At 47.6% G+C, this 21,453-nt stretch carries 17 protein-coding genes; 7 read left to right on the top strand and 10 right to left on the bottom strand.

The annotated features are described in order from the left end of the window. Positions 1-160 precede the first annotated feature (160 nt). Both NT073_RS17030 and NT073_RS17025 read left to right on the top strand, forming a co-directional pair. Positions 161-1,591 (top strand): leucine-rich repeat domain-containing protein, encoded by a 1,431-nt coding sequence (locus tag NT073_RS17030; protein ID WP_297375747.1) that lies wholly within the window; start codon positions 161-163, stop codon positions 1,589-1,591. A 120-nt stretch (positions 1,592-1,711) separates the two neighbouring features. Further along, a complete protein-coding gene (locus NT073_RS17025) occupies positions 1,712-2,632 on the top strand; it encodes an EamA family transporter (RefSeq protein WP_297375746.1) in 921 nt (306 codons plus the stop codon). 64 nt (positions 2,633-2,696) lie between these two features. On the opposite strand, the gene NT073_RS17020 is transcribed toward NT073_RS17025, so the two are convergent. The 4 genes from NT073_RS17020 to NT073_RS17005 all read right to left on the bottom strand — a co-directional run bounded on the left by NT073_RS17020 (position 2,697) and on the right by NT073_RS17005 (position 8,081). Beyond that, the gene (locus NT073_RS17020; RefSeq protein WP_297375744.1) at positions 2,697-3,473 is read right to left on the bottom strand and encodes an SDR family oxidoreductase; all 777 of its coding nucleotides are present in this window, start codon (positions 3,471-3,473) and stop codon (positions 2,697-2,699) included. Positions 3,474-3,578: 105 nt separating this feature from the next. Continuing rightward, positions 3,579-4,907: a PQQ-dependent sugar dehydrogenase gene (locus NT073_RS17015; protein ID WP_297375742.1), complete on the bottom strand. Its 1,329-nt coding sequence runs from the start codon at positions 4,905-4,907 to the stop codon at positions 3,579-3,581. Between the two features lie 241 nt (positions 4,908-5,148). Next, positions 5,149-6,855 carry an IlvD/Edd family dehydratase gene (locus NT073_RS17010; protein ID WP_297375740.1) on the bottom strand — a complete coding sequence of 569 codons (1,707 nt, stop codon included), beginning with the start codon at positions 6,853-6,855 and terminating at the stop codon, positions 5,149-5,151. Positions 6,856-6,986: 131 nt separating this feature from the next. After that, entirely contained in the window at positions 6,987-8,081 is a 1,095-nt protein-coding gene (locus NT073_RS17005; protein ID WP_297375737.1) for a hypothetical protein, read from the bottom strand. A gap of 153 nt (positions 8,082-8,234) precedes the next feature. Here NT073_RS17005 and ric point away from each other — a divergent pair, with 153 nt between their 5' ends. The 3 genes from ric (at position 8,235) to NT073_RS16990 (ending at position 10,749) form a co-directional block, all read left to right on the top strand. Continuing rightward, positions 8,235-8,963 carry an iron-sulfur cluster repair di-iron protein gene (gene ric / locus NT073_RS17000; protein WP_297375735.1) on the top strand — a complete coding sequence of 243 codons (729 nt, stop codon included), beginning with the start codon at positions 8,235-8,237 and terminating at the stop codon, positions 8,961-8,963. Between the two features lie 92 nt (positions 8,964-9,055). Further along, positions 9,056-9,517, top strand: a complete 462-nt coding sequence (locus NT073_RS16995) for an Rrf2 family transcriptional regulator (protein WP_297375733.1) — start codon at positions 9,056-9,058, stop codon at positions 9,515-9,517. Continuing rightward, on the top strand, positions 9,514-10,749 hold the full coding sequence (locus NT073_RS16990; RefSeq protein ID WP_297375731.1) for a hypothetical protein: 1,236 nt from the start codon (positions 9,514-9,516) through the stop codon (positions 10,747-10,749). Before NT073_RS16995 ends, NT073_RS16990 begins: the two co-directional genes overlap by 4 nt. A 210-nt stretch (positions 10,750-10,959) precedes the next feature. Here NT073_RS16990 and NT073_RS16985 read toward each other — a convergent pair whose 3' ends face one another. The 5 genes from NT073_RS16985 to NT073_RS16965 form a co-directional block, all read right to left on the bottom strand. Beyond that, positions 10,960-11,187: a hypothetical protein gene (locus NT073_RS16985; protein ID WP_297375729.1), complete on the bottom strand. Its 228-nt coding sequence runs from the start codon at positions 11,185-11,187 to the stop codon at positions 10,960-10,962. A 177-nt stretch (positions 11,188-11,364) separates the two neighbouring features. Continuing rightward, a complete protein-coding gene (locus NT073_RS16980) occupies positions 11,365-11,793 on the bottom strand; it encodes a hypothetical protein (protein ID WP_297375727.1) in 429 nt (142 codons plus the stop codon). 584 nt (positions 11,794-12,377) lie between these two features. Continuing rightward, on the bottom strand, positions 12,378-13,889 hold the full coding sequence (locus NT073_RS16975) for an FRG domain-containing protein (RefSeq protein WP_297375725.1): 1,512 nt from the start codon (positions 13,887-13,889) through the stop codon (positions 12,378-12,380). A 422-nt stretch (positions 13,890-14,311) separates the two neighbouring features. After that, the gene (locus NT073_RS16970; protein ID WP_297375724.1) at positions 14,312-15,361 is read right to left on the bottom strand and encodes an alpha-hydroxy acid oxidase; all 1,050 of its coding nucleotides are present in this window, start codon (positions 15,359-15,361) and stop codon (positions 14,312-14,314) included. A gap of 453 nt (positions 15,362-15,814) precedes the next feature. Further along, positions 15,815-17,041 (bottom strand): serine hydrolase, encoded by a 1,227-nt coding sequence (locus NT073_RS16965; RefSeq protein ID WP_297375722.1) that lies wholly within the window; start codon positions 17,039-17,041, stop codon positions 15,815-15,817. Positions 17,042-17,515: 474 nt separating this feature from the next. Between NT073_RS16965 and NT073_RS16960 the strand changes: the two genes are divergently transcribed. Both NT073_RS16960 and NT073_RS16955 read left to right on the top strand, forming a co-directional pair. Next, a complete protein-coding gene (locus NT073_RS16960; RefSeq protein WP_297375720.1) occupies positions 17,516-19,087 on the top strand; it encodes a hypothetical protein in 1,572 nt (523 codons plus the stop codon). Between the two features lie 292 nt (positions 19,088-19,379). Beyond that, positions 19,380-20,210: a lytic transglycosylase domain-containing protein gene (locus NT073_RS16955; RefSeq protein WP_297377049.1), complete on the top strand. Its 831-nt coding sequence runs from the start codon at positions 19,380-19,382 to the stop codon at positions 20,208-20,210. A gap of 124 nt (positions 20,211-20,334) precedes the next feature. Here the strand turns inward: NT073_RS16955 and NT073_RS16950 are convergent, their stop codons facing one another. Then, positions 20,335-21,186 carry a S1-like domain-containing RNA-binding protein gene (locus NT073_RS16950; RefSeq protein WP_297375717.1) on the bottom strand — a complete coding sequence of 284 codons (852 nt, stop codon included), beginning with the start codon at positions 21,184-21,186 and terminating at the stop codon, positions 20,335-20,337. Positions 21,187-21,453 lie beyond the last annotated feature (267 nt).

Here is a 21,453-nt window from a genome sequence, read left to right as displayed (position 1 = left end):
TTACCGCTTGATTCTTCAAGAGCTTAATCATGCTAGTTTAGGAAACTAGTTGGTTGTAAGGCAGTAATCTTATAAATATTTTAGATCCAGTTAGAATCCCGGTTCTCTTTTGGGTTATTTAACTACATTTATCGTTATTTACCTAAAAAATACGTTCGTCATGAAAAATGGTCTTCTGTTCGTTCTTTTTGGGTTACTGGCGTTACCGGGTTTAGCGCAGGACCGGATTGTTTTACTTCGCGATACTACTCGCCTACACCTTTCCGTTGCGGAGCTGAACAAAAAATACCCACCTGCCTTTCCTCAAAAAGCGGGAGAGAAAGCTGTTTTTGAACGGCACGGAAAGATGTTTATGGATACACTGCACGCCGGACAACAGCAGTTTTCCACGTTTATCGAACGAAATAAAAAACGATTACCCAAGCCGGGCATCATGATTCAAACTCAGGAATTCATTCGGCCGGATGGAAGTTACGACCGGGTATTTTGTGATTTCTCCGGCACGGACTTAACAGATCAGCAGGAATTTCAGCTTCTTCAGCTCGTGGCGGAATGGTATGGACAACATCCCTTTCCGATAAAAACCCCGGCTGGTTTTCGGTGGGCTGGCATGACGATACTGGGAAATGTGCAGCAGAAACGCACCGTCCGTAAAGGGAAAGGGATCATCAGTACGCTCGAAGCAGCCGAGAAGACAACTCGCCCCGACACCGTTACAATGCTGGCTTTTAATCAGTTAGAACTAACAAACATTCCGGAAATTATATACCGATTCCCAAAACTAGAGGAGCTGGATTTATCGAGGAACGGGCTGCACGAATTACCCGCCCGCCTGACCTCCGATATTCCAACCCTGAAACGACTCAGTGTTTTGTATAATTCGATTCCAAATGACAGCGTGTTCATTACCCGCAACAAGCACCTTGTTTCATTGAATCTGCAAGGCAATAGACTCACACGCATTCCGCCATCTGTCCGGCAAAACCGTCGTCTGGAAAGCCTGTGGATGGGAAATAATAAACTGGCAGGTATCGACATCAAAACCCTGAAGCGGATGCGTCGTTTAACCGACCTTAACCTCTACAGCGCAGGATTGACCCAGCTCCCCAAAACCATTGGCCGTTTGAAACGGGTTAAAGTGCTGGATTTGTACTACAACAAACTCGCCGAATTACCCGGGCAGCTCGGCCGTATGAAACGACTGGAGCAACTGGCCGTTGCGCATAACGATTTACATGCCCTGCCACCATCTTTAGCTCACTTGCACCGGTTGCAGGTACTTTTTGCCCATCACAACCGTATTAGTCATATTCCCAACGAATTTGGCCGGTTACAGCGGCTGAGGGTCCTCGATCTTGGGTTTAACTGGTTCAATATCGTACCTGCTACAGTTGGCTCACTTTCTGCTTTGGAAGAAGTAGGTTTCAATAATAATAACCTACGTGAATTTCCGACGGCCCTTATTCTGCTGAGAAATTTAAAAAAAGTGTATCTGGGGAGCAATCCACTGTTCGGAGATGAAGCGATGAGCAGTCCTTACGCCAGCCAAATCAGGCAGTTGGAAGCCAATAATACGCAGGTGACCTATTGAATCGCCTGCAACTCTGGCAGGATATAGTAGGACTGATTTTAGAAAGTATAAAAAATCAATCATCTAACGGATAGAAAATGAGCCTGTTGGTGTTAACAACCATTATCAGTCCCTGTTCGCATGCAAGCCGTTAGTTCTCCCGTATCTACCACCCCGAATCGTGTTACTCTCTGGGCAAATTTAATTTCTGTTTATATTCTGTGGGGATCAACCTACATGTTCATTCATTTCATGACTGAACGGATGCCCCCTTTGTATATGATTTCGGCGCGTTATCTGGTTTCGGGATCAATTCTTTACGGATATGCACGCCTGACTGGCACGCCCCGTCCCACCCTGGCCGAATGGAAATCCTCCGCTATAATCGGGGTCCTGCTCCTGAGCATCGCCAATGGCTGCCTATCGATGGGTATTCAGTACATACCGAGTAGCATGGCGGCTTTGCTGGGTGGTCTGCTGCCGGTTTTCCTGCTTTCTCTCAACTGGGTTTCATTTGGCCGCAAACGCCCCAGCAACATGGCTCTCGCCGGACTTGCCATTGGGCTGGTCGGAATTTTCCTGCTGGTCAAACCCGATAAGATGCAGACTACAAGTGGGTTCGACGCCAAATTAATTGGCTTTGCCCTGGTAGCGCTCGGTAATTTTTCATGGGCGGTTGGCACGTTATTAACACCCCGCCTGTCTCTTCCCTCCGCAACCATTTCGAGCGGAATCCAGATGATACTGGGTGGTCTCGTTCTGCTGCCGGTTAGTTTGGCCCTGGAACCGGTTACCCTGTTTAGCATTGTTCATGCCCCCCCCAAAGCCATCTACTCCATGATCTATCTGGTCATATTTGGTAGCATCATCGGCTTCTCATCATACTCCTGGCTGGCCCGCAATGCGAGTCCGCAACTGCTGTCAACGTACGCCTTTGTCAACCCGGTGGTCGCTATGCTGTTGGGTACAACCTTTGCCGGAGAGATCTTCTCCAGCCAGTCGTTTCTGGGTGCCGCCATTGCTCTGGTAGGCGTGGTGCTGATTACATTGGGAAGGAAATAATGTTGAATGAGTGAATAGCTAACGCAAGTTTTATTCACTCATTCTATCATTCACTCCTTCAACATTAAACCGGTGGAGGGCTGATGCTTGTCCATCCCCCATCGACCACCAGGCTCTGACCGGTGATGTGCCGGGATGCGGGCGATACCAGAAATAAGGCCGCATTGGTAATATCGTCTACCGTAGCCGGACGCCCCATCGGTGTAATGCGCGACCAGATCGGGATATAAGTTGGATCATCGAGCGTTCGTTCGGTTAGAGTCGCGCCTGGCGCAATGGCATTGACGGTTATACCCAAGGGCGAAAAGTCAATAACCAGTTGCTTCGCCAGCATCTCAAGCCCCGCCTTGGTCATGCTGTAGACGGGCAGACCCGGATGCGCCTGATGCCCCACTACCGACGACATAAACAGGACGCTCCCACCCCGGCCTTGCCCGCGCATCTGTTTAGCGGAAAGCTGCGCCAGGAAAAAGCTGCCCCGTAAATTGAGGTCGACTATTTTTTGAAATGCATCGGGTGTAGTCGTGAAAATGTCACCAAAAATAGTAATGCCCGCATTGGCAATGGCAATATCCACCCCCCCGAACGCGCTGACGGTTGTATCGACCAGCTGTTGAATAAACGTAACATCAGAGGCATCGCCAGAGCAGGCAATACAGTGTCCTTTAGGCCCAGCCCACTCCTCGTTCAGAATGGCATTGACTGCCATTTGGGCCAGCGTTTCATCAAAATCATTGAGCACCACATTAGCGCCCTGCTGAACCAGCGCCCGCGCGATGGCGAAACCAATACCTTGTCCGGCCCCGGTGATTAGCACCGTTTGCTTCCTAAAATCAATCATAAAATGGAGTTAGCCTTCGACCAGCTTGATCAGACTTAAATTTATCTGCTTTCTGGTAGAAGCCCATTTTTTAGGCTTTTACTGCTTAGTCTCCCCTACTTGTTGTCAAAAAGTTAACTTGCCACCGGAAGAAATCTGAACTTTACCCGTCAGCATCAACAGATTAGCCAATGAAGCCTGATTAATTGTAACCGTATGGCCTGTTGAGACCGTCACTACGTCGGCCGACGTAGGAACACAGTTGCAATTCCAGGTTGAAGGGCTGTTCCAGTTGCCGTTTTGTACACTCTGAATAGTATACACATTGATTCTGTAGAGTTTACCATCCAGCAGCGAGACTACATACAGCTCGCCATCCGGCCCTTCGCCAAAGGATACAGGACTTGATGAGATAGGAATAGACTGTTGCGTGTTTTGAAACATGCCGTTCGTTTCCCGCTTCAGAGTCCAGTAAGTACCTCGTGCATAATCGGCATAGACGTACCAGCCCCTTAAAGCAGGATATTTACTTCCCCGGTAAACGAAGCCTCCCGTTATACTGGCATCTTTACCCGAGCTATACCCTGCATAATCCAGCAAGGGCATATGGTACGTGCTGCCCGGTGGGCAGGTTGTGTTATAGGCATGACTCCCTTCATAACAGGGCCAGCCATAGTTCTGCGGGGCGGGTGCATTGGCACTGGTAAAATTTAATTCCTCCCAGTCATCCTGACCGACATCACCCAGCCAGAAATCGCCTGTTTGCCGGTCAAAACTCCAACGCCAGGGATTACGAAGACCCAGTGCATACAATTCGTCGGGCACACCATCCGCCGGACTAGCAAATGGATTGGTGGGGGGTATAGCATATGGAAAGCCACCGTTTACATCAATCCTAAGCAGTTTACCGTGTAGGTCGGTGAGATTTTGCGCCAGTTTAGCCGGGTCTCCAATTGAATTGCGGGCACCCGGCGAAGAGTCGCCCGTTGTGATATAGAGATACCCATCCGGCCCGAATCCAACCCGGCCTGACCGGTGCCCTCCGTTTGGGTAAGGAATCGTGAGAATACTAACTTCCGAACTCAAATCAGCCACATCCGGATTCGCACTGTTCCTCGTAAAACGGGCGATCAATGAGGCCATGTCGCCTTTCCGGGAATAGTGAACGTAGATATACCCATTTGTTTCGTATTGTGGATGCAGGGTAAATCCGAAAATACCTCCCCAATCGGGATCGTCTATCTTGCTGCCAATGTCCAGAAAGGTTGTAAGCTGCCCATTCTTTACCAGTTTGATCTTACCATCAGTCTGCGCAACCAGAAATTTAGTATCACTTACTACAGCAACATCACAGGGTCGATAGAAACCCGAGGTGATCAACTCTAATGTAAGCTTGGGTGTCTGCGCCAGCAATGTCGAACAGCTAACCAGAAGGAGGGACAAATAGCGGATCACGGAGTCAAGTTGTGCGGTTTATTAGAAGTTACCACAATAATAGTACCATTTAGCCACTTTCAATAATACATTTAAACTAATAGTATATACTAATATCGATTTCCAAGATTGGGAGAATACGTAATTAAACAGTCGGTTTCCCGTACAAACCTGACTAGAACAAACAGACCTGTCGCTAGGCCATTCAGGCATAACTACAGGTCTGTTTCTTAGTAAATGGCCTGCTTTGGCCGGTAGTATATTAGTGCGAATCGCGCTTCACCTCACTGCCCGAAGCACCCCGCAGAAAATCAAAGTCGGCACCTTCATGGGCCTGGGTCACATGTCGGATATACAGATTGACGTACCCTCGGTCGTATCCTAAATCGACGGGCTTAAAATGCACCAGTCGACCCGCAAGTTCCTGATCCGATACATGCAGGTGTAAACTCCGGTTGTCCACATCAAGGGTAATCAGGTCGCCGTTTTGCACCAACGCCAGATTACCTCCCACGGCCGACTCCGGCGAAACGTGCAGCACCACGGTACCAAAACCGGTACCACTCATGCGCCCGTCCGAGATCCGTACCATGTCATGGACACCCTGTGCCAGAATTTTGGCGGGTAGCTGCATATTGCCAACTTCGGGCATGCCCGGATACCCCCTTGGTCCCACATTTTTCAGGACAAGCACACAGCTAGGGTCGACATCCAGATTCGGATCGTCGATGCGGGCTTTGTAATCGTCGATATCCTCAAATACAACGGCCCGGCCCGTATGCTGCATCAGGGCGGGGGTTGCTGCCGAAGGTTTTATAACGGCTCCATTCTGGCAAAGGTTACCCCGCAGAACGGCTACGCCCGACTCCGGCTTGAACGGTTGATCGACCGACGCAATGACGGCCGGATCATAACATTTGGCTTCGGCACAGTTATCACCAATCGACTTTCCATTAACCGTTAGAGCATCGTTGTTCAGTACATTCCGTAGTTCGCGAATGATGGCGGGCAGACCACCGGCATAAAACAAATCCTCGACAAAGTGCTCACCCGAGGGTTGCAGGTTAGCCAGCAGGGGAATTTTTGCCGACAATGTATCAAAATCATCGAGTGATAAATCGACACCAACCCGTCCGGCAATGGCCGTCAGGTGCAGGATGAAGTTCGTTGATCCGCCCAAAGCCGCATTGACCATAATCGCATTTTCGAAGGCCTGCCGGGTCAGAATCTGCTTTGGTGTAATTCCCTCCTTCACCAGTTCAACCATCCGAACACCTGTCATATGAGCCAGCACTTTACGGCGCGAATCGGCAGCCGGAATAGTAGCGTTATCCGGCAAAGACAATCCAAGCGATTCAACCATAGCCGCCATGGTACTGGCTGTTCCCATCACGGCGCAGTGGCCCTGACTGCGGGCCATACTCGCTTCGGCGGCCACGAACTCGGCCTGGCTCATCTCGCCCATCTTATACGATTCGGCAAAACGCCAAAGATCACTTGTCCCGATCTTCCGGCCCTGAAAACGGCCGGCCAGCATCGGCCCACCCGACACCACCATCGTCGGAATATCGACACTACAGGCTCCCATCACCAGCGATGGCGTTGTTTTATCGCAGCCGCACATCAGGATAACGCCGTCGATGGAGTTACCCCGAATGCTTTCTTCTACGTCCATACTGGCCAGATTTCGGAACAGCATGGCCGTAGGTTTGATCTGGCATTCACCCAGCGACATAACCGGAAACTCCAGCGGAAAGCCGCCCGCTTCCCATACACCTCGTTTGATGGCTTCGGCCAGTTCGCGAAAATGGGCGTTGCAGGGTGTTAATTCCGACCAGGTATTACAGATGCCGATAACGGGTTTCCCTTCAAATTCATGATGCGGAAAACCCTGATTTTTCATCCAGGCGCGATATATAAAGCCGTCTTTTCCGGTGCGGCCGAACCAATCTCTTGAACGTAATGGCATTTTGAATAAGCAATGATCAGTAAACCGTAAAGTCGCTACAGGGCCTGTTTTACTTTGAGAACCCAAGAAACTATTTACGATCTTGCCGATGTCTCAGTTACCCAAAAAAAACCCGAACGTTTACCGGTTCGTCAGAATACCTGTTTCAAGAGTGCAGATTTGTTAATTGAGTTACCCTTTGCCATGCTTCTTAGGGCTATGGGCAGCATGCAGATCAGAAAGACGCCCACAGCGACTCCCTGCATGAGCCCGCCCGTCATCCGCCAGCCGATATTCCCTTGCCAGTCGCCCAGGACACGAACCAGCAGACCAAGCAGTTGACCGATACTTCCAACGTACAAAATCGGGTGGTAAAAGAGACCCTGCCGGCCCAGAACACCCGGTAAAATGATGGGCGCATGCGCAAAAATCATGGAGAAGACGAAGCCCGCAAAAAACGTATGTAGGCTGGCATCATAGGCAAACGGGAATACCGGCGGCAGGGCAAACAATAACCCGCTTAGCATCAGCCAGCCATAACCCAGCAGCAACATCGTTCCGCTGTAGCGCGGCTGACCCGCTTTTCGGAGAGACTTAACCGCCATATCGAACCGAATCAGCCAAACAGCTACGGCAATCATGCCAATGCCCATTAATGCCTGCCCAAATCCGTGAAAGGGCTTCACGATCCCAGCAACAAATAGCCCGGCTGCGCCCCACAAGAGCAAACGCTGCCAGGGTTTAATGGGCAAAAAACGACTCAGTTCCAGCCGTTCGGCAACTATTGTCAAGAGCAGGAAAGCGATCCACCAGGGAACGGCCAATGGATAAAAACCGGTTTTGAGCACCAGCACATGGCCGATCACCAGACAAACACTGCCCCCAAACAGCAGGTAATTGTAAGCCTGCCGGTAACGAACCAGAAACAGGTAAGCCATCAGGGCCATTCCCATACTACCCGCAACCAGGAGCCAAAGCCCCACAAAAGGGTATCCTAACAGAAACATCGGCAGGCTCAATCCATTCAGCGCGGGAGCCAGTAAGGCCCGGCGATTTCTGAATACGACGGCCCGTTCGAGCAGAATAACGGTCCCTAAAAATGAACCAACCATAAGTGCCCCGTGCTGTCCGGCCGTTTCGGACACGGAAATACCCCAACCCAACCGGACCAATCCTGTCAGAACAGCCAGCACCAGCGAGAGCATGGCAAAGGGTATCAGAACCGGAACTAACGAAGATGATTTCATAGCCATACGCAAAAGTAGGCTTCTTCCACCGGTCCGGATCCTGACAAAAATCAGGCAAGCGGCTTTTGTTTGTCAATCTCCAGAATAAAAGACCCGGTTATCTTTATATCGGAATTAGCGGGCCACACCGTGAACATTCTTACTGATTATACTATGAGTATGGCTTTTGATTTTGAGACACCTGCCCGGACGGTAGGTGAAATAGTTGCCGACGACATTCGGACGGCTGAAGTATTTAAACGATTTGGCATCGATTTTTGCTGCAATGGCAAACGTACCCTGTTCGAAGCCTGCGTACGAGCCGACGTACCCTTAAAGGAAGTCCTGGACGCTTTACATAAGCTCCCGGCCGACGAACGCCGGTCTTCCGAAAAATTCGATGAATGGGAGTTGGGTTTTCTGGCCGATTATGTGTTAACTGTGCACCACGGGTACCTCTACGATAACCTGCCGTTCATTGAAGAACTTGTCTTGAAAGTAGCCGCCAAACACGGCGGCCGATACCCGACCCTGCATCTGGTCGAGCAGGCTTATCTGGCTTTAAAAGCCGATTTGCTATCCCATTTACAGAAAGAGGAAATCGCGCTTTTCCCGATCATTAAAGAGCTTGCCGCTGCCAAACGTAATCCGGCGGCACCAGTGACCGGACGGTCTTTATCCATCAAGGCACCCGTCGATTGCATGGAGCATGAACATGAGTATGCCGGGGCGCTGTTGTTTCAGCTTCGGGAATTTACCAACGATTACACGCCCCCGGCGGATGCCTGCAACTCACACCGCCTGATGCTGGCCAAATTGGCCGAACTAGAAGTCGATCTGATGCAGCACATCCACCTCGAAAATAATATCCTGTTTCCGAAGGCGATAGCTATTGAGAATTAGCGTCGATACGGTTTTATGGTTAAAGGTGCTTATTTGGACTACAGTTTACGCTGGCGGTTCAGCAACAGGTCGAACAACAACCTAATACGTTTATGATTTCTAAAACGAGTGGCTATGCAATCCGGGGACTGGCTTATCTGGCCCTGAAAAGTACCGCCGTTAACAAAGTTGGCATTCATGAACTGGCGGCTGAACTGAACGTACCGCAACCGTTTTTGGGCAAAATCATGCAGGGGCTTGTTCGACGGGAAATCATTAGCTCCACCAAAGGGCCGAATGGGGGGTTTTTCACGAACGAACGAACCCTCGCGACGCCCATCATCGACGTGGTGGACGCTATTGATGGCTTGGGTATGTTTCGCCGGTGCTTTCTGGGTATGCCCGAATGCAACAGCGAAACACCCTGCCCCCTGCATCATCATGTGGTTGGTTTCCGCGATTCGCTCCGGCATTCTCTCGAAACGCTGACGGTGCAGGATATGGTCACGGATGTAGAAGGGGGCTTATCAGTGTTGACGCGATTACCTGTTTTATCCTCAACGGAGTATCCATGAAACGTATTACTACCACACCCTTGTTGCCCAACGCCTGGAAGACAGCGTTGGGCTGGTGGGTTATAGCCGGTGTTCTTGGGGTTATAATCCGTTATCAGCTGGTGTATCCGGTGGAGGGGCTAACTTATCCATTTTTGCTCCATGCTCACTCCCATGTAGTGATGCTGGGCTGGGCGTTCAACGGGCTGTTTTTGGCACTGGTATCTGCGTTCGGGCCGGGGGCACGGGCATCCGACTATCGCAGAATCTGGTTGGGCTTCCAGGCATCCATCCTCGGTATGCTCTTATTTTTTCCCATCCAGGGGTATGCCACCGGGTCAATTATGGCGTCGACGTCACATGTTTTCGTTTCCTATTACATGGTCTGGTGCCTATGGCAAGGCCTTCGTTCTATCAAAAGCCTGTCGGCCACGTTTGTCCGTTGGGGGCTGTTCTTCCTGGTCTTGTCGACCCTTGGTCCCTACGCGGTGGGTATTCTCAAAGCCCGACACATGCAGGAAACGATCTGGTACCCGTTATCCATTTATTTCTACCTGCATTTTCTTTACAATGGCTGGTTTGTATTTGGCAGTCTTGCCTTGCTGTTTCGTTGGCTTGAAAACTGGCAGTTGATGCCAACAGCGCAGAACGGCAACCTTTTCGTCCTGGTGCTATCGCTGTCGGCCTTCGGGACACTGGCGTTATCGGCCTTATGGACTGAGCCTCCGGTTTGGGTATGGCTGGTGGGGGGTATAGCAGCACTACTGCAAGCGGGAGCCGGAGGCTGGTTCCTTTGGTGGCTCTGGCAAAACCGGGCTGCCTTAACTCACCATCTTAAACCACAGGCTTACGCGTTTGCCAGACTGGCTTTTCTGAGTTTTGGTCTAAAGCTGTTGCTACAACTCCTGTCGGCATTGCCCTGGGCTACCCTATTGGCCTATACGCAGCGTAATCTGGTAATTGCCTACCTGCATCTGGTGTTTATCGGAATCATTACGTTTTTTCTACTGGCCTGGGCACTTCAGCAGCAACATATCCAGCGTTCGGGTCCAGCGATAACCATGATCACGCTGTTTTTTGCCCTGACAGAGATTGCCCTGGTGGCTGACTCAATCTGTCAACAGGCAGGCAGTTATGTTCCTGACCTGGGCGAATGGCTGCTGACATTGTCTATTGGCCTATGGGTTGGCGTGTTGCTGCTTTGGCTCCGGCAAATCCCGATCCGATCCAATAAGTTGACATTTATAGAGTGAACAGACAGGAAGCGATTAATTAAAGAATATAAGATTAGCCAAACACAGCTACGCTCCCACCTTTACGCACCTGTTTTGTTAAACCAAAAACTGTCTTCCGGGGCCGTGCGGTCTGTTGCCGAAAATATGCCTACGCCAAGCGTAAAACCTGGCTAAGCACTATCTTGATTGTATCTCGGCCCTGATCTTTTTTTAAAGAAGTCCCCAAAGTTAAAAAGCCCAAAGCCAGCAAAGCATAACCACAATAAAGTACTGGATTGTATGGGCTTGAAGTGCTGAACGAAAACCCTGCTTAGCCCAGTACATTATTGTAATTACCAGCGTAATCTGGAGAAGGCCACTGAACACCTGCATACCCAATTTTGTTGAGCGTTCCTGTTTTTGGAGTTCGTCTAAACTGAATTCCGAGAGCGACGCAACCAAGAATGAATTTCTCATTTGTAGTTAAGGTTTGATTGCGAAAACAGAAATTACATGTAAAAGCTGTTTAATCGTTTACAAATTCATTCCAGACAAGTGCCTTTTTGTTATTCCGACGAAGGAGGAAGCTTCGGATAAAAGAATGACCAGACAGCTATCCAGGCTGAGCGCACAACAACGCGCTGACCACTAGAATCAAAATTTTAAATCTTTTTTATATTTAGCATATACTATTGTGGTCAAAATAACGATGAACCCGGCCCAAACTTTACTACCTAATTCTTGCGTGTATTTGAAATCATCGAGCACATCTTTATCAATTTTACAAGAATCGGGAAATATGTGTATATACTCTACTAAAAAATATAACGGCGGAACCATAACCCAAAACGCATAAATTAAAAAGTCAAAAATGTTGATGACCTCAAATATATTATTTTTATCTTCTGGATTAGCCTTAGAAACAAGTAAATAATACATACTGGCACTAATTAGTATGATTGATATTATTGGCAAAAAAGGCCCAAAAGGATGCTTCCAAATGTATGGATTTTTCGTATCCGAGGAAATACAAGAAGAACATAAAAAAAGCACTATAGTAAAATTAAAAATTAGTTTTTTCATCGAACAAACTGTATTAAAAAAAACCAAAAGATGCTGATAATTAGCAATTAACTCAAAAAACGCACTAACTTTTATCTTTACCCATCCTCTAAGATAAGTTCATCAAAATGTTGAGCTTCTTCCTCTGAAATACCAAAGTCTTTAGCTCTAGCCACTGATAGAGAGAAGTTATGAGTGTCAAGGTAAGTAACCCGGACAAGATTTTGCGTAGGAAATGACTGGCTCAACCACTCTACGGTTTTTAGTTACGATGCTGTCAGACAAACCCAAAATCGTATTTTATACTATTTCCAGAAGGGACATTCACTTTGTCACGCGTCAACTACCTTTTAGCAAAAAATGAGAGATTTCTCTATTTCCAAAGTTACCGTTAGGCTGCTCATGATTCCTTCTTATTCGCTTCACCCAACACCCAGGAGAGCTGATTGATAAGCGCACAGGACAACTGAACACGAGCAACATAACCTTTACACCTTCATTTCGTTGGGCTGAATCTTTCCTACGGGGCGTGCTACCTGTCGCTAGACAGCCACCTATGTTGAGCAAACTATGTTATAATGGCTACCAATAATCATAATTATACTTCAAGGTTTACCAAATGTCGCAAGCTGGGCAGGATTATACAGAATTAATTTATCCCATAGTAAAGCTTGAACAGGGATTAGTTCTCGGGCAAATAATTTCGTAAACTCAGAGAAGTCAAACATGAATTTTGGATTATAAATGATGCCAAACAATTCACTAAATTCATTAGCTATTTCTTTATGTTCAGGCAATATAAGGTCAGACATATCTTTCCTTAGAGCTTTTCGCAGGCTTTCAAATGATGCTAATCCTCTTGCACCACTGCCATCTTGATGCCCAAATTCAATTCGCATACATTCTCCAAAGTGATCTGCAAATAATTTCATTTGCATGTCGTAGGAAAGTTCGCCTTTGAAGCCCGAAATAAACAAAGCGGTTAATGTCCCTAAACTATTTGCTAACTCAGAATCATCGTAAGGTAAACGACGCATTCCATTCCAAACCAAACGTAGCTTACTCTTTAAAATCTCTTGAGAAAACGATGCAGGGAACTCAATAAAATCCCAATCTATAACTTTTTTCCTAATAGTAGAATCACGGCGTAGTATCTGCTTCATTGCATAGCTAAATGAAGATTGTATCTCTGCCGGGCTAACATTTGTTTTCAAATTTATTTGAAATACTGGCCCATTAACTTGATGGAAATTCTCTTCAGAGTACTCTATCCATGCTTTTAAGTTTATAGTGTTCCACGAGTCTAACGTTAAGTTGACACTATTTATGAAAAATCTTTTGGAATAACCTTCAGGGAAAGAATCTAAATCAACAGATACCGCATTTATACCTTTAGAGTTTGAATCGCTAATCCATTTTTCTAATAAATCATTAGTATAGTCGTAGTTTTCTAAGGTAAAGTATTGATCTAGAAGTTGCTCTAATGGACTTTTGTTAATTGGATATATTTGTTCTCTTGTGGGAAAGGATGGATATTTAGTAGCAGGAAATATAATTCGATCAAGGGGATAAATATTTTCTAATGTCGAATTGCAATATATAAATACCCCACGTTGTGCTTGCAATCTCCATAAATTCTTTACATCTATGTTTATTAATTCTAAATCAATTCCCTGGGTATTACGAATTGTTTTAACTATATCCCAGTGGGATACTAAATCATCTGTATTTAAACAATATATGGAAGAAGGCTCACCCACAGTCAAACTTATTGAGTCAGCAGCAAAAAAACCTGCAACGCTTGGATCCGTTGTAAAATCAATATAGTGGGTTGCAATACCATAATGCTGTATAATAGCACAAAAATCATTTACATATTCTGGTTGATTCAAATATGTTAATTCAGGAATTTTATTCAGCCAATTTTGAAATAATTCTATACGGCGAAGAACCTTAGCTATCTCTTCTTGATTACCACTAAGTTGCACACGGCCAAGTGACGAATAGATGGGCCACTGCTTTGTTTGTCCACGAAACCAATTATACTTCCCTTCTTCCCTTAGCTTATAAGCTAACTCAACAGCCTCTTCAATATCTGTTACATTGTAAGTTTTCATTCAAATATCATTTGTAGTTAATAGAAAAGGCACCTAACTACGGCGTTTGGCTTACCGACCGCAACCCGCCCCACCTGCCCGCTTGGGACATTGATATTATCCTAAAGAAACCCAAATTTCAACGCTAAACCTTAATTTATCAGGCGTTTGACTTGTCAGCCGAGACCCCGAGATGGAAGCCCACACCCTACCTTCGCGGGGTGTTCAAATTGTCGACCGTAACCCGCCTTGGAAGTCCATTGTTGACCCGCCACCCAACATACCTTTGTATGCAAACCCACTAAAAGACAACAACCTGAAAATCAATCAGAAATCATATAGTGTTCAATCATATTTGAAATTTCAATTATAAACAAATATTAATAAAAAGAATACAAAGGATAGTATTTATATTGAAGTAATTTGAGCTAAGCCTTTGCCCCCTACCGCCAGATCACGGATTGGTCAATATCGGACAGGGTGGCCTTTCCGGTTAGTGCCATTGCCAGCTCCAGCTCGGTCCGGATGATGGTGAGCACTTTTGCCACGCCCGCAGCCCCGCCACAGGCCAAGCCGAAACAAATGGGTTTGCCGACCAGCACCGCATTGGCACCCATGGCAATGGCTTTCACAACGTCGGTGCCCCGGCGTATGCCGCCATCCATCAAAATGGGCACGCGTTTATTAACCCGTTCGGCAATGCGCGGAAGGGCCTCAATGGTAGCCGGTACGGTATCGAGATTTCGTCCGCCGTGGTTCGACACAACAATGCCGGATACACCTGCCTGTACGGCCAGTTCGGCATCGTCGGGATGCAGAATACCCTTGAGCAGAACCGGGATTTTCGTGAACGATTGCAGCCAGTCGACATCGTTCCAGGTCAGCGATTTCGTGAGCGCGAAGGCATCAGCCATGTGGGGCGTTTGTATGCCTTCCGGCATGGCAAAGTTTACCCGTTGCTGGCGGTTCCGAACGCCCGCAACGGGTGTATCGACGGTCACGCAAAGGGCTTGGCATCCTTGTGCTTCGGCTTCCTGCACCAGCGCCTTTGTCCGTTCCCGATCGTCGCTCACGTACAGTTGAAACCAGAGCGGCTGCGTCGCTACCGAGGCTATGTCGCGCAGGGGTGTGGTTGTAAATGAGCTGACCACATAGAGTGCTTCGGCGGCTCCGGCACCCCGGGCGGTAGCCAGCTCACCCTCGGGGTGCATGGTTTTGTGATAGGCCGTTGGCGCAATGAGGATAGGGTGAGCCAGATCGAGTCCGAACAGGGAAACCCGCGTATCGATCCGGCTCACATCCACGAGTACCCGCGTATTGAGTCTCAGTGCATCCAGTGCCTGCCGGTTCCAGCGAAGCGTGAACTCATCGGCGGCCCCACTGGCCACGTATTCATAGGCCATGGGCGTCATTCGCTCAGCAGCCAGCTTTTCTACATCAAACAGATTGATAAGTTGATTGACATCAAACAGATCACGTTCAGCTACATTCATTAGTAAAGTACCCGTTTACTTTTTTGTGGCGGGTACCGTTTCCATAAGCAGCGTATAGGCGTTATTTAATGCTTTGCCGCCAGCCTGCGCCCCTTTCTAATGCCCCAGCCGAACAACAACCAGCTCATGCCAGGGAATGATCGTTACGGATTGACCACCCGCGCCCAAGTTGATGAGGATGCCCATTAGAGTAGCCGACAGGCTTTTGCCCATCGACAAGCTTTCCAGCGGGGTATCTTTCGTGATGCCCTCGCCATAGCGTTCGGCAATGATCCGGCCTTTGTAGGGCGTTTTTAACGATTATTCGGTAGCCCGCGCCAGCATCTTCTCCCGTACCGTTTGGGCGTGGCCTGACAGGGAGGTTATGACAAAAAGCGTAGTTGTAACGGTTTGTAGCGTCCGGTTCATGTTGATCAGGGATAAGGGATGAAACTTATAGGCTGACGATCGGTACTACTTCTGGAAGGCATCCAGCACCCGTTTCACGATACCGTCCATCGCTTTTGTGTCGATCCAGCGAACGACCATAACCAGATCGTGTTCCGTATCGACATAGACCATGTTCGTTCCATTGCCCAGATGGTAATAGCTGGTGGCCGAAGCGGACGGCAACAACTTCTGGTCTGTATTCAGGAAGTAGTTCATGTAGCCGTATGTAGGCTGGGCGGGTGTGGGTGTTCTCGACTGGTTGATCCATTGTTCAGAAATCAACTGCCGCCCGTTCCAGTTGCCTTTATTCAGTGTTAGCAGACCAAACCGGGCCATATCCAGCGCGTTGATGAACATACCCCCGCCCCAGTGGCCACCCCCGCTGACCGATTGTACAGCCTGCCCGTCCAGTACGATCCAGGAATTACGGTAGCCCGTCCAGCGCCAGGTATTTGATGCGCCGATGGCATCCATCACGTTTTCCTTCAGCACCTGCGGCAGGGGTTTACGCCAGACGCTGGTGGCGGCTAAAGCCAGTGCATTCACCCGAACATCGTTGTATTCATACACGGCACCGGGCAGGTTGCGTTTGCGGTTCAGCCATTTGGCCGCATCCGGATCGGGGCGGTCGGCCCAGTCGGGTTTGCCCCAGAGGGTTCCCTCCCAATCGCTGGTTTGGCGCAGCATGTGATCCCAAGTAATGGTGCGGTTATGCGGAGTTTGGAAGGGGGTTATGAGTTCGGGTTTGCCAAACTCATCGGCGGAGCGCGTAACGGGTTGATTGTACAACTCGATTGGTGGCACATAGCCCGCAACGGTATCGTTTACGCTCCGAATCAGTCCTTTATCGACTGCCAAACCAATAACAGTCGACAGAAAACTTTTAGTCACGCTGTGCGTAATGTCACAGCGTTGGGGTTCTCCCCATTCGGCAACGATGTAGCCTTTGTATACGATGACTCCGGTTGGTTCACCCCGGTCGGCGAAAGGCCCGACAGCGTAGCCAAACGGTTCTTTACCGAACGACTGGTAGTGCGACTGTTCCATGCTGCGGGGATTTTTTATTTCATTTTCCCGGTGAAAGGCAATGGCTTCCTGAATTTTCGGGGCCGAGAGTCCCATTTCGGCGGGGGCTTTTCGGAGCCACTGGTGCGCGGCTGGGAAATACGGGCTGGCTTTAGGGGTAACTTTCTTTTGAGCAACACCAATGGTGCTTACCAGAAAAAACAGGAGAATTAACTTCGAGGGCATCTTCAGATGGGGTTGTATTGTGTAATACACCCAATAAACAACATTTTCGGCAATGTTTATGCCTCTATCCCATTGATGGGCAACCTTCTATTCGTAGAGATAACTTAGGCTATCAACAATTTTATTGGAACCCCGGTAAGTATTGTTAATCCATAAAGTTTTATGAATCGATGTCGGCCATGAGAACTTATCTAACTGGGCAGAGCATATCCAATAGAACATCATACTTATGTATAATAGGGAACATATGAATAACTTTGATAAGTAATAATCATATTAATTATACTTACACATATTATAAGTATAATTTATGAAGTTTTTATATACTAAATAACCGATTAAAATATACGATGCCTGAGTAATCCGTTTAGGAAAGCAGGTAAGGAGTTGTCTGCTTACTTGTCTACTTTTTTTGGCAAGTAGCAATCAGCGAATAAAGACATCGAAAACTCCTAATAGACTAATTAGGTTAGTATGACCACCCTATTGACATGTATTGCCTTTTTTGCTGGTACCGTTCTTTTAAGAGCTTTACCCAGGCTTTTTCTTAATAAGGGAAAACTATTTTTGTTTACCAATGACACATGGTTCCATTTAATGCTTGCGGAGGAAATACGGCAGAACAATCATACCATTCCAGAAAAAATCTCCAGGTTTCTACTATCGGAAAGATTAACCTATCCCGCCTTATTTCATATTTTACTTTCTTACGTAAATAAGAAGCAGCGGACGGCTATCGAACCCTACTTGGGTGGACTCTTCGATGGGATTGTAAGTGTCTGTCTCTTTTTAACTGCCCGCTTTTTTGGGGCATTTGACGTACGGACTTCTTCCTTGGTAGTCTGTTTGTTTATCTTTTCTCCGTATACGCTGGGCTTGAATTTTGGCCCACGAGCTACTCTCGGAACACCCAGAGTATTTGGCCAGCTCCTGTTCTTTTTAACTATATTACTAGTACTACAGTACTTATTGACAGGAAGCTATTACTATATTTTTGCCGCTATCTGGGTAGGCAGTCTAGTCTTTTCGGCTAGTATGTTTTCGAGTCAGGCTTACGTTTTTATTTTACTGATCTGGTCGATCTTACTACCCTCGCTTTGCCCTCTCATTGTTTTAGTCAGCAGTTATCTACTCGCGCTATTGGTTTCCAGAGGCTATGTCTGGCATATCACCAAAGGGCATATTCAACACCTTATCGTTATGGCTAAGGCATTCTGGCGAGGTAGGTTTTCGGATCAACATATTCAACAGCGTAATAGACTTAATGAGTTGCTTAACCTCCCCAAGTATTTTTTCACCGACCTAAAACAGTTATTTTTTCTGTTCTATGTTAGAAACACATTTCTGATTCTGCTCTTTCAGATACCAGTCATGTCCCTGTATGTTTGTTATCGATTAATTAATCCTGATTCGTTAACAACATTACCACTTACTCATCTTTTAGATACTTTATTTTTCGCCGGTTTACTTGTTTTCATTGCTGTCTCTACTAAGACCCTATCATTCCTGGGAGAAGCTGAGCGCTACATTGAGCATGTAAGTCCTTTCTGCTGCCTTTTCATCGGACTGATGATGCCTGTAACGACGTCCCATATAGTCTATTTGATCCTGGTTTACTCAATTATCCTTTATCTAATCAACGGTGTTATTTTTGTTTACCTGATTAAATATAAGGAATCGGAACGGCGGGAACACCATATAAGATCTGTTTTAGACTGGATTAATCAGAACGCACATAAGAAACGATTTGCCGTATTGCCTCACACAAATCTGAATTTACTGATACCCTATTTTACAACATGTTCAGTATTATTTGGACGGTGGAAAAATGACTCTTCAGCTGCCGTTAAATCCCTCAAAGACGTTGAGTCAGCTGAGTTTCGCCAGCATCGAGTGGGTTTGTTTCAAACATATGCCATCGATTACATTGTCATTTCAGCTAAGGCCGGAACCCACCCGAATTTAGACGAATTAAAAAGAGAATTTCTTACCGTGTTTGAAAACCCCGTTTACAGCGTACTGTCATGTCGGAAGGCAGTAATGTAACTCAAATTTATTGCCTTCAGAGACTGTTCAACCGTACATGACGGATGATGGTATCACTGCTATTAGTGCTTTTTGACCGACAAAAGACCGTTAGATTTATCTTCCCGCTGACCATCCTAAATTATTGGGGGTCAGTTTATTCACAGCTTTTCTTAGCTAAAAGCACCGCATCATATTAATAAACACTGTATATAATATTGATTATCAAGGCACTAATCAGCACCTACTATCGTTATAGACTAATTACCAACCTGATTGAGTTTTGTTGAAAAAAGTAGGATTCCCCTTATTGATGGCCATTATTCGACCGGCTGTCACTGTTGCGGCTAAGCTTATTGCACCAGGTGTCGGCTCTACCGCCCTTCCCAATCTCCACCCTACCAAAACCAGTGCAGTAACCCGGTCCGATGCGACCTCCCTCCTAACCCGCCGACCTGATGTGTCGGCGATGCTTGCCCCTGCCGCAACGAACGCGCCCGAGTTACCGCTCCTCGACGTTAACTTCTGTGGCGAATGTTTACCGCTCGACCAAACGGATGTTGTGGACCGCTGGAAACACGTGTTCACACTTTTCCGCAGTCACAGCAGCGATCTGGGCAGCCTTCGCCAGCGGGCCGAGGCTTTTTTTCCGATCATTGACCCCATTCTGGAAGAATACGAGATCCCGGACGATTTTCGATATATACCGCTAGCGGAGAGTGCCTTACGGCCCAAAGCTGTTTCGCGGGCGGGTGCGGCCGGCTATTGGCAATTGATGCCGGCTACTGCCCGTGCCTTAGGACTCAAAGTAAGCAGTAAGACCGATGAGCGGTTCAATGTGCAGAAAGCCACCGTTGCTGCCTGTCGGTATCTGCGAAAATTATACGACCAGCTAGGCTCGTGGTCGCTGGTTGCAGCGGCCTATAACGCCGGTCCGGGTTATATGAAAAACCAACTCAAACGGACCGACCACCGCGATTATTACCGGATGAGTTTGCCCCGCGAAACCCGGTATTACTTGTATCGGGTGCTTCTGTATAAGGAGGTTTTATCCCGCCCGGATGATTACTCGTCTTATCTATCTCCCGAAACGCAAACGGCTTATCATCCGTTTAACCGGTTCATTCTGGAACGTGCCAGTTAGAAGATACAGCTTTTCTCTTCAATAGTATAGGGTTAAGCACAGAGTAACAAAGGCCACAGAGGACTATTTCTCTGTGGCCTTTGTTACTCTGTGCTTAACCCTATACTATTTGGTCACCCAGTCGTTAAACCAGCCGGATACCTTTCTCTTCCAGAACGATTTTACGCTCCCGATAAAGGGTCCCGATGGCTTTCTTGAACGTTTTCTTGCTCATTTCGAGTGTTTCGTAAATTACTTCGGGCGAGGTGTTATCCGTCAGGGGCAGAAAACCATTCTCGGCTTTCAGCGTAGCCAGAATCCGCCGGGCGTTGGGTTCTACATTCTCGTAACCTGTCCGTTGCAGGCTCACATCCACCCGGTTATCATCCCGAATGTTCTTAATATACCCGATCAGCGGATCGCCGGGGCGGACCGTCCGGAAAATTTCGTTACTGTATACCAATCCCTTATACCGATTATTGATGATTACATTGACCCCGAGGTCGGTTAGTTCGTAGGCCAGTAGTTGCACTTCATCACCAACTTGCAGGTCGCGTACGTCTTCGTCCAGGAAGCGGTTTACTTTACTCGACGCTACCAGCCGGTTTGTACTTTCATCGAGGTACATAAAGACAACGTACCACTGGCCCACTTCCATAGGCCGGGCTTGTTCGCGGTGGGGCACCAGCAGATCCTTTTCGAGTCCCCAGTCCAGAAAAGCACCCGCGCTGTTAACCGCCACTACCTGTAAACTGGCAAACTCATTCCGCTGAATGGCTGGTGTCAGGGTTGTGGCAATGGGGCGGTCTTCGGAATCAGTATACACGAATACATCAATATCGTCGTCGACAGCAAGCGTATCGGGTACGTATTTGTTGGGCAACAGTATATCGTTGTTGAAGTCCTGCGTCCGTCGATCCGACAGGTCGCCAAGGAAAAACCCAACGCTTGTTTCGCGCAGGGCTGTTAGGGTATTTATTCGTCCAATAGTAATCATAAGCAACTGGCAAACCCACCGGAAGACGGGTTATCTAGGCTACAAAGGTCGTTTTTTTATGGTCCCCTCCCATCTATTTCAACCGATTGATTCGGGAAGGTGCCGTTTTTAAGTGAAAGATGAGTATTTATGCCGTTTTTTACGCGGCCGGACAATTTTTGATCGAAAAAATCGTGGCAAACGTATTAACTCAAGATCAAATAAAACCCTAATCGTCTAAATCAGTTATACCTCTATATCCGGCAGGGCGTATCCCGTCGGCTTTCC

The organism is Spirosoma sp. (genome assembly GCF_026391055.1).
Classification (GTDB): Bacteria; Bacteroidota; Bacteroidia; order Cytophagales; family Spirosomataceae; genus Spirosoma.
The sequence above is the reverse complement of the archived record's forward strand: the minus strand, read 5'-3'. Positions and strand labels throughout refer to the sequence as shown.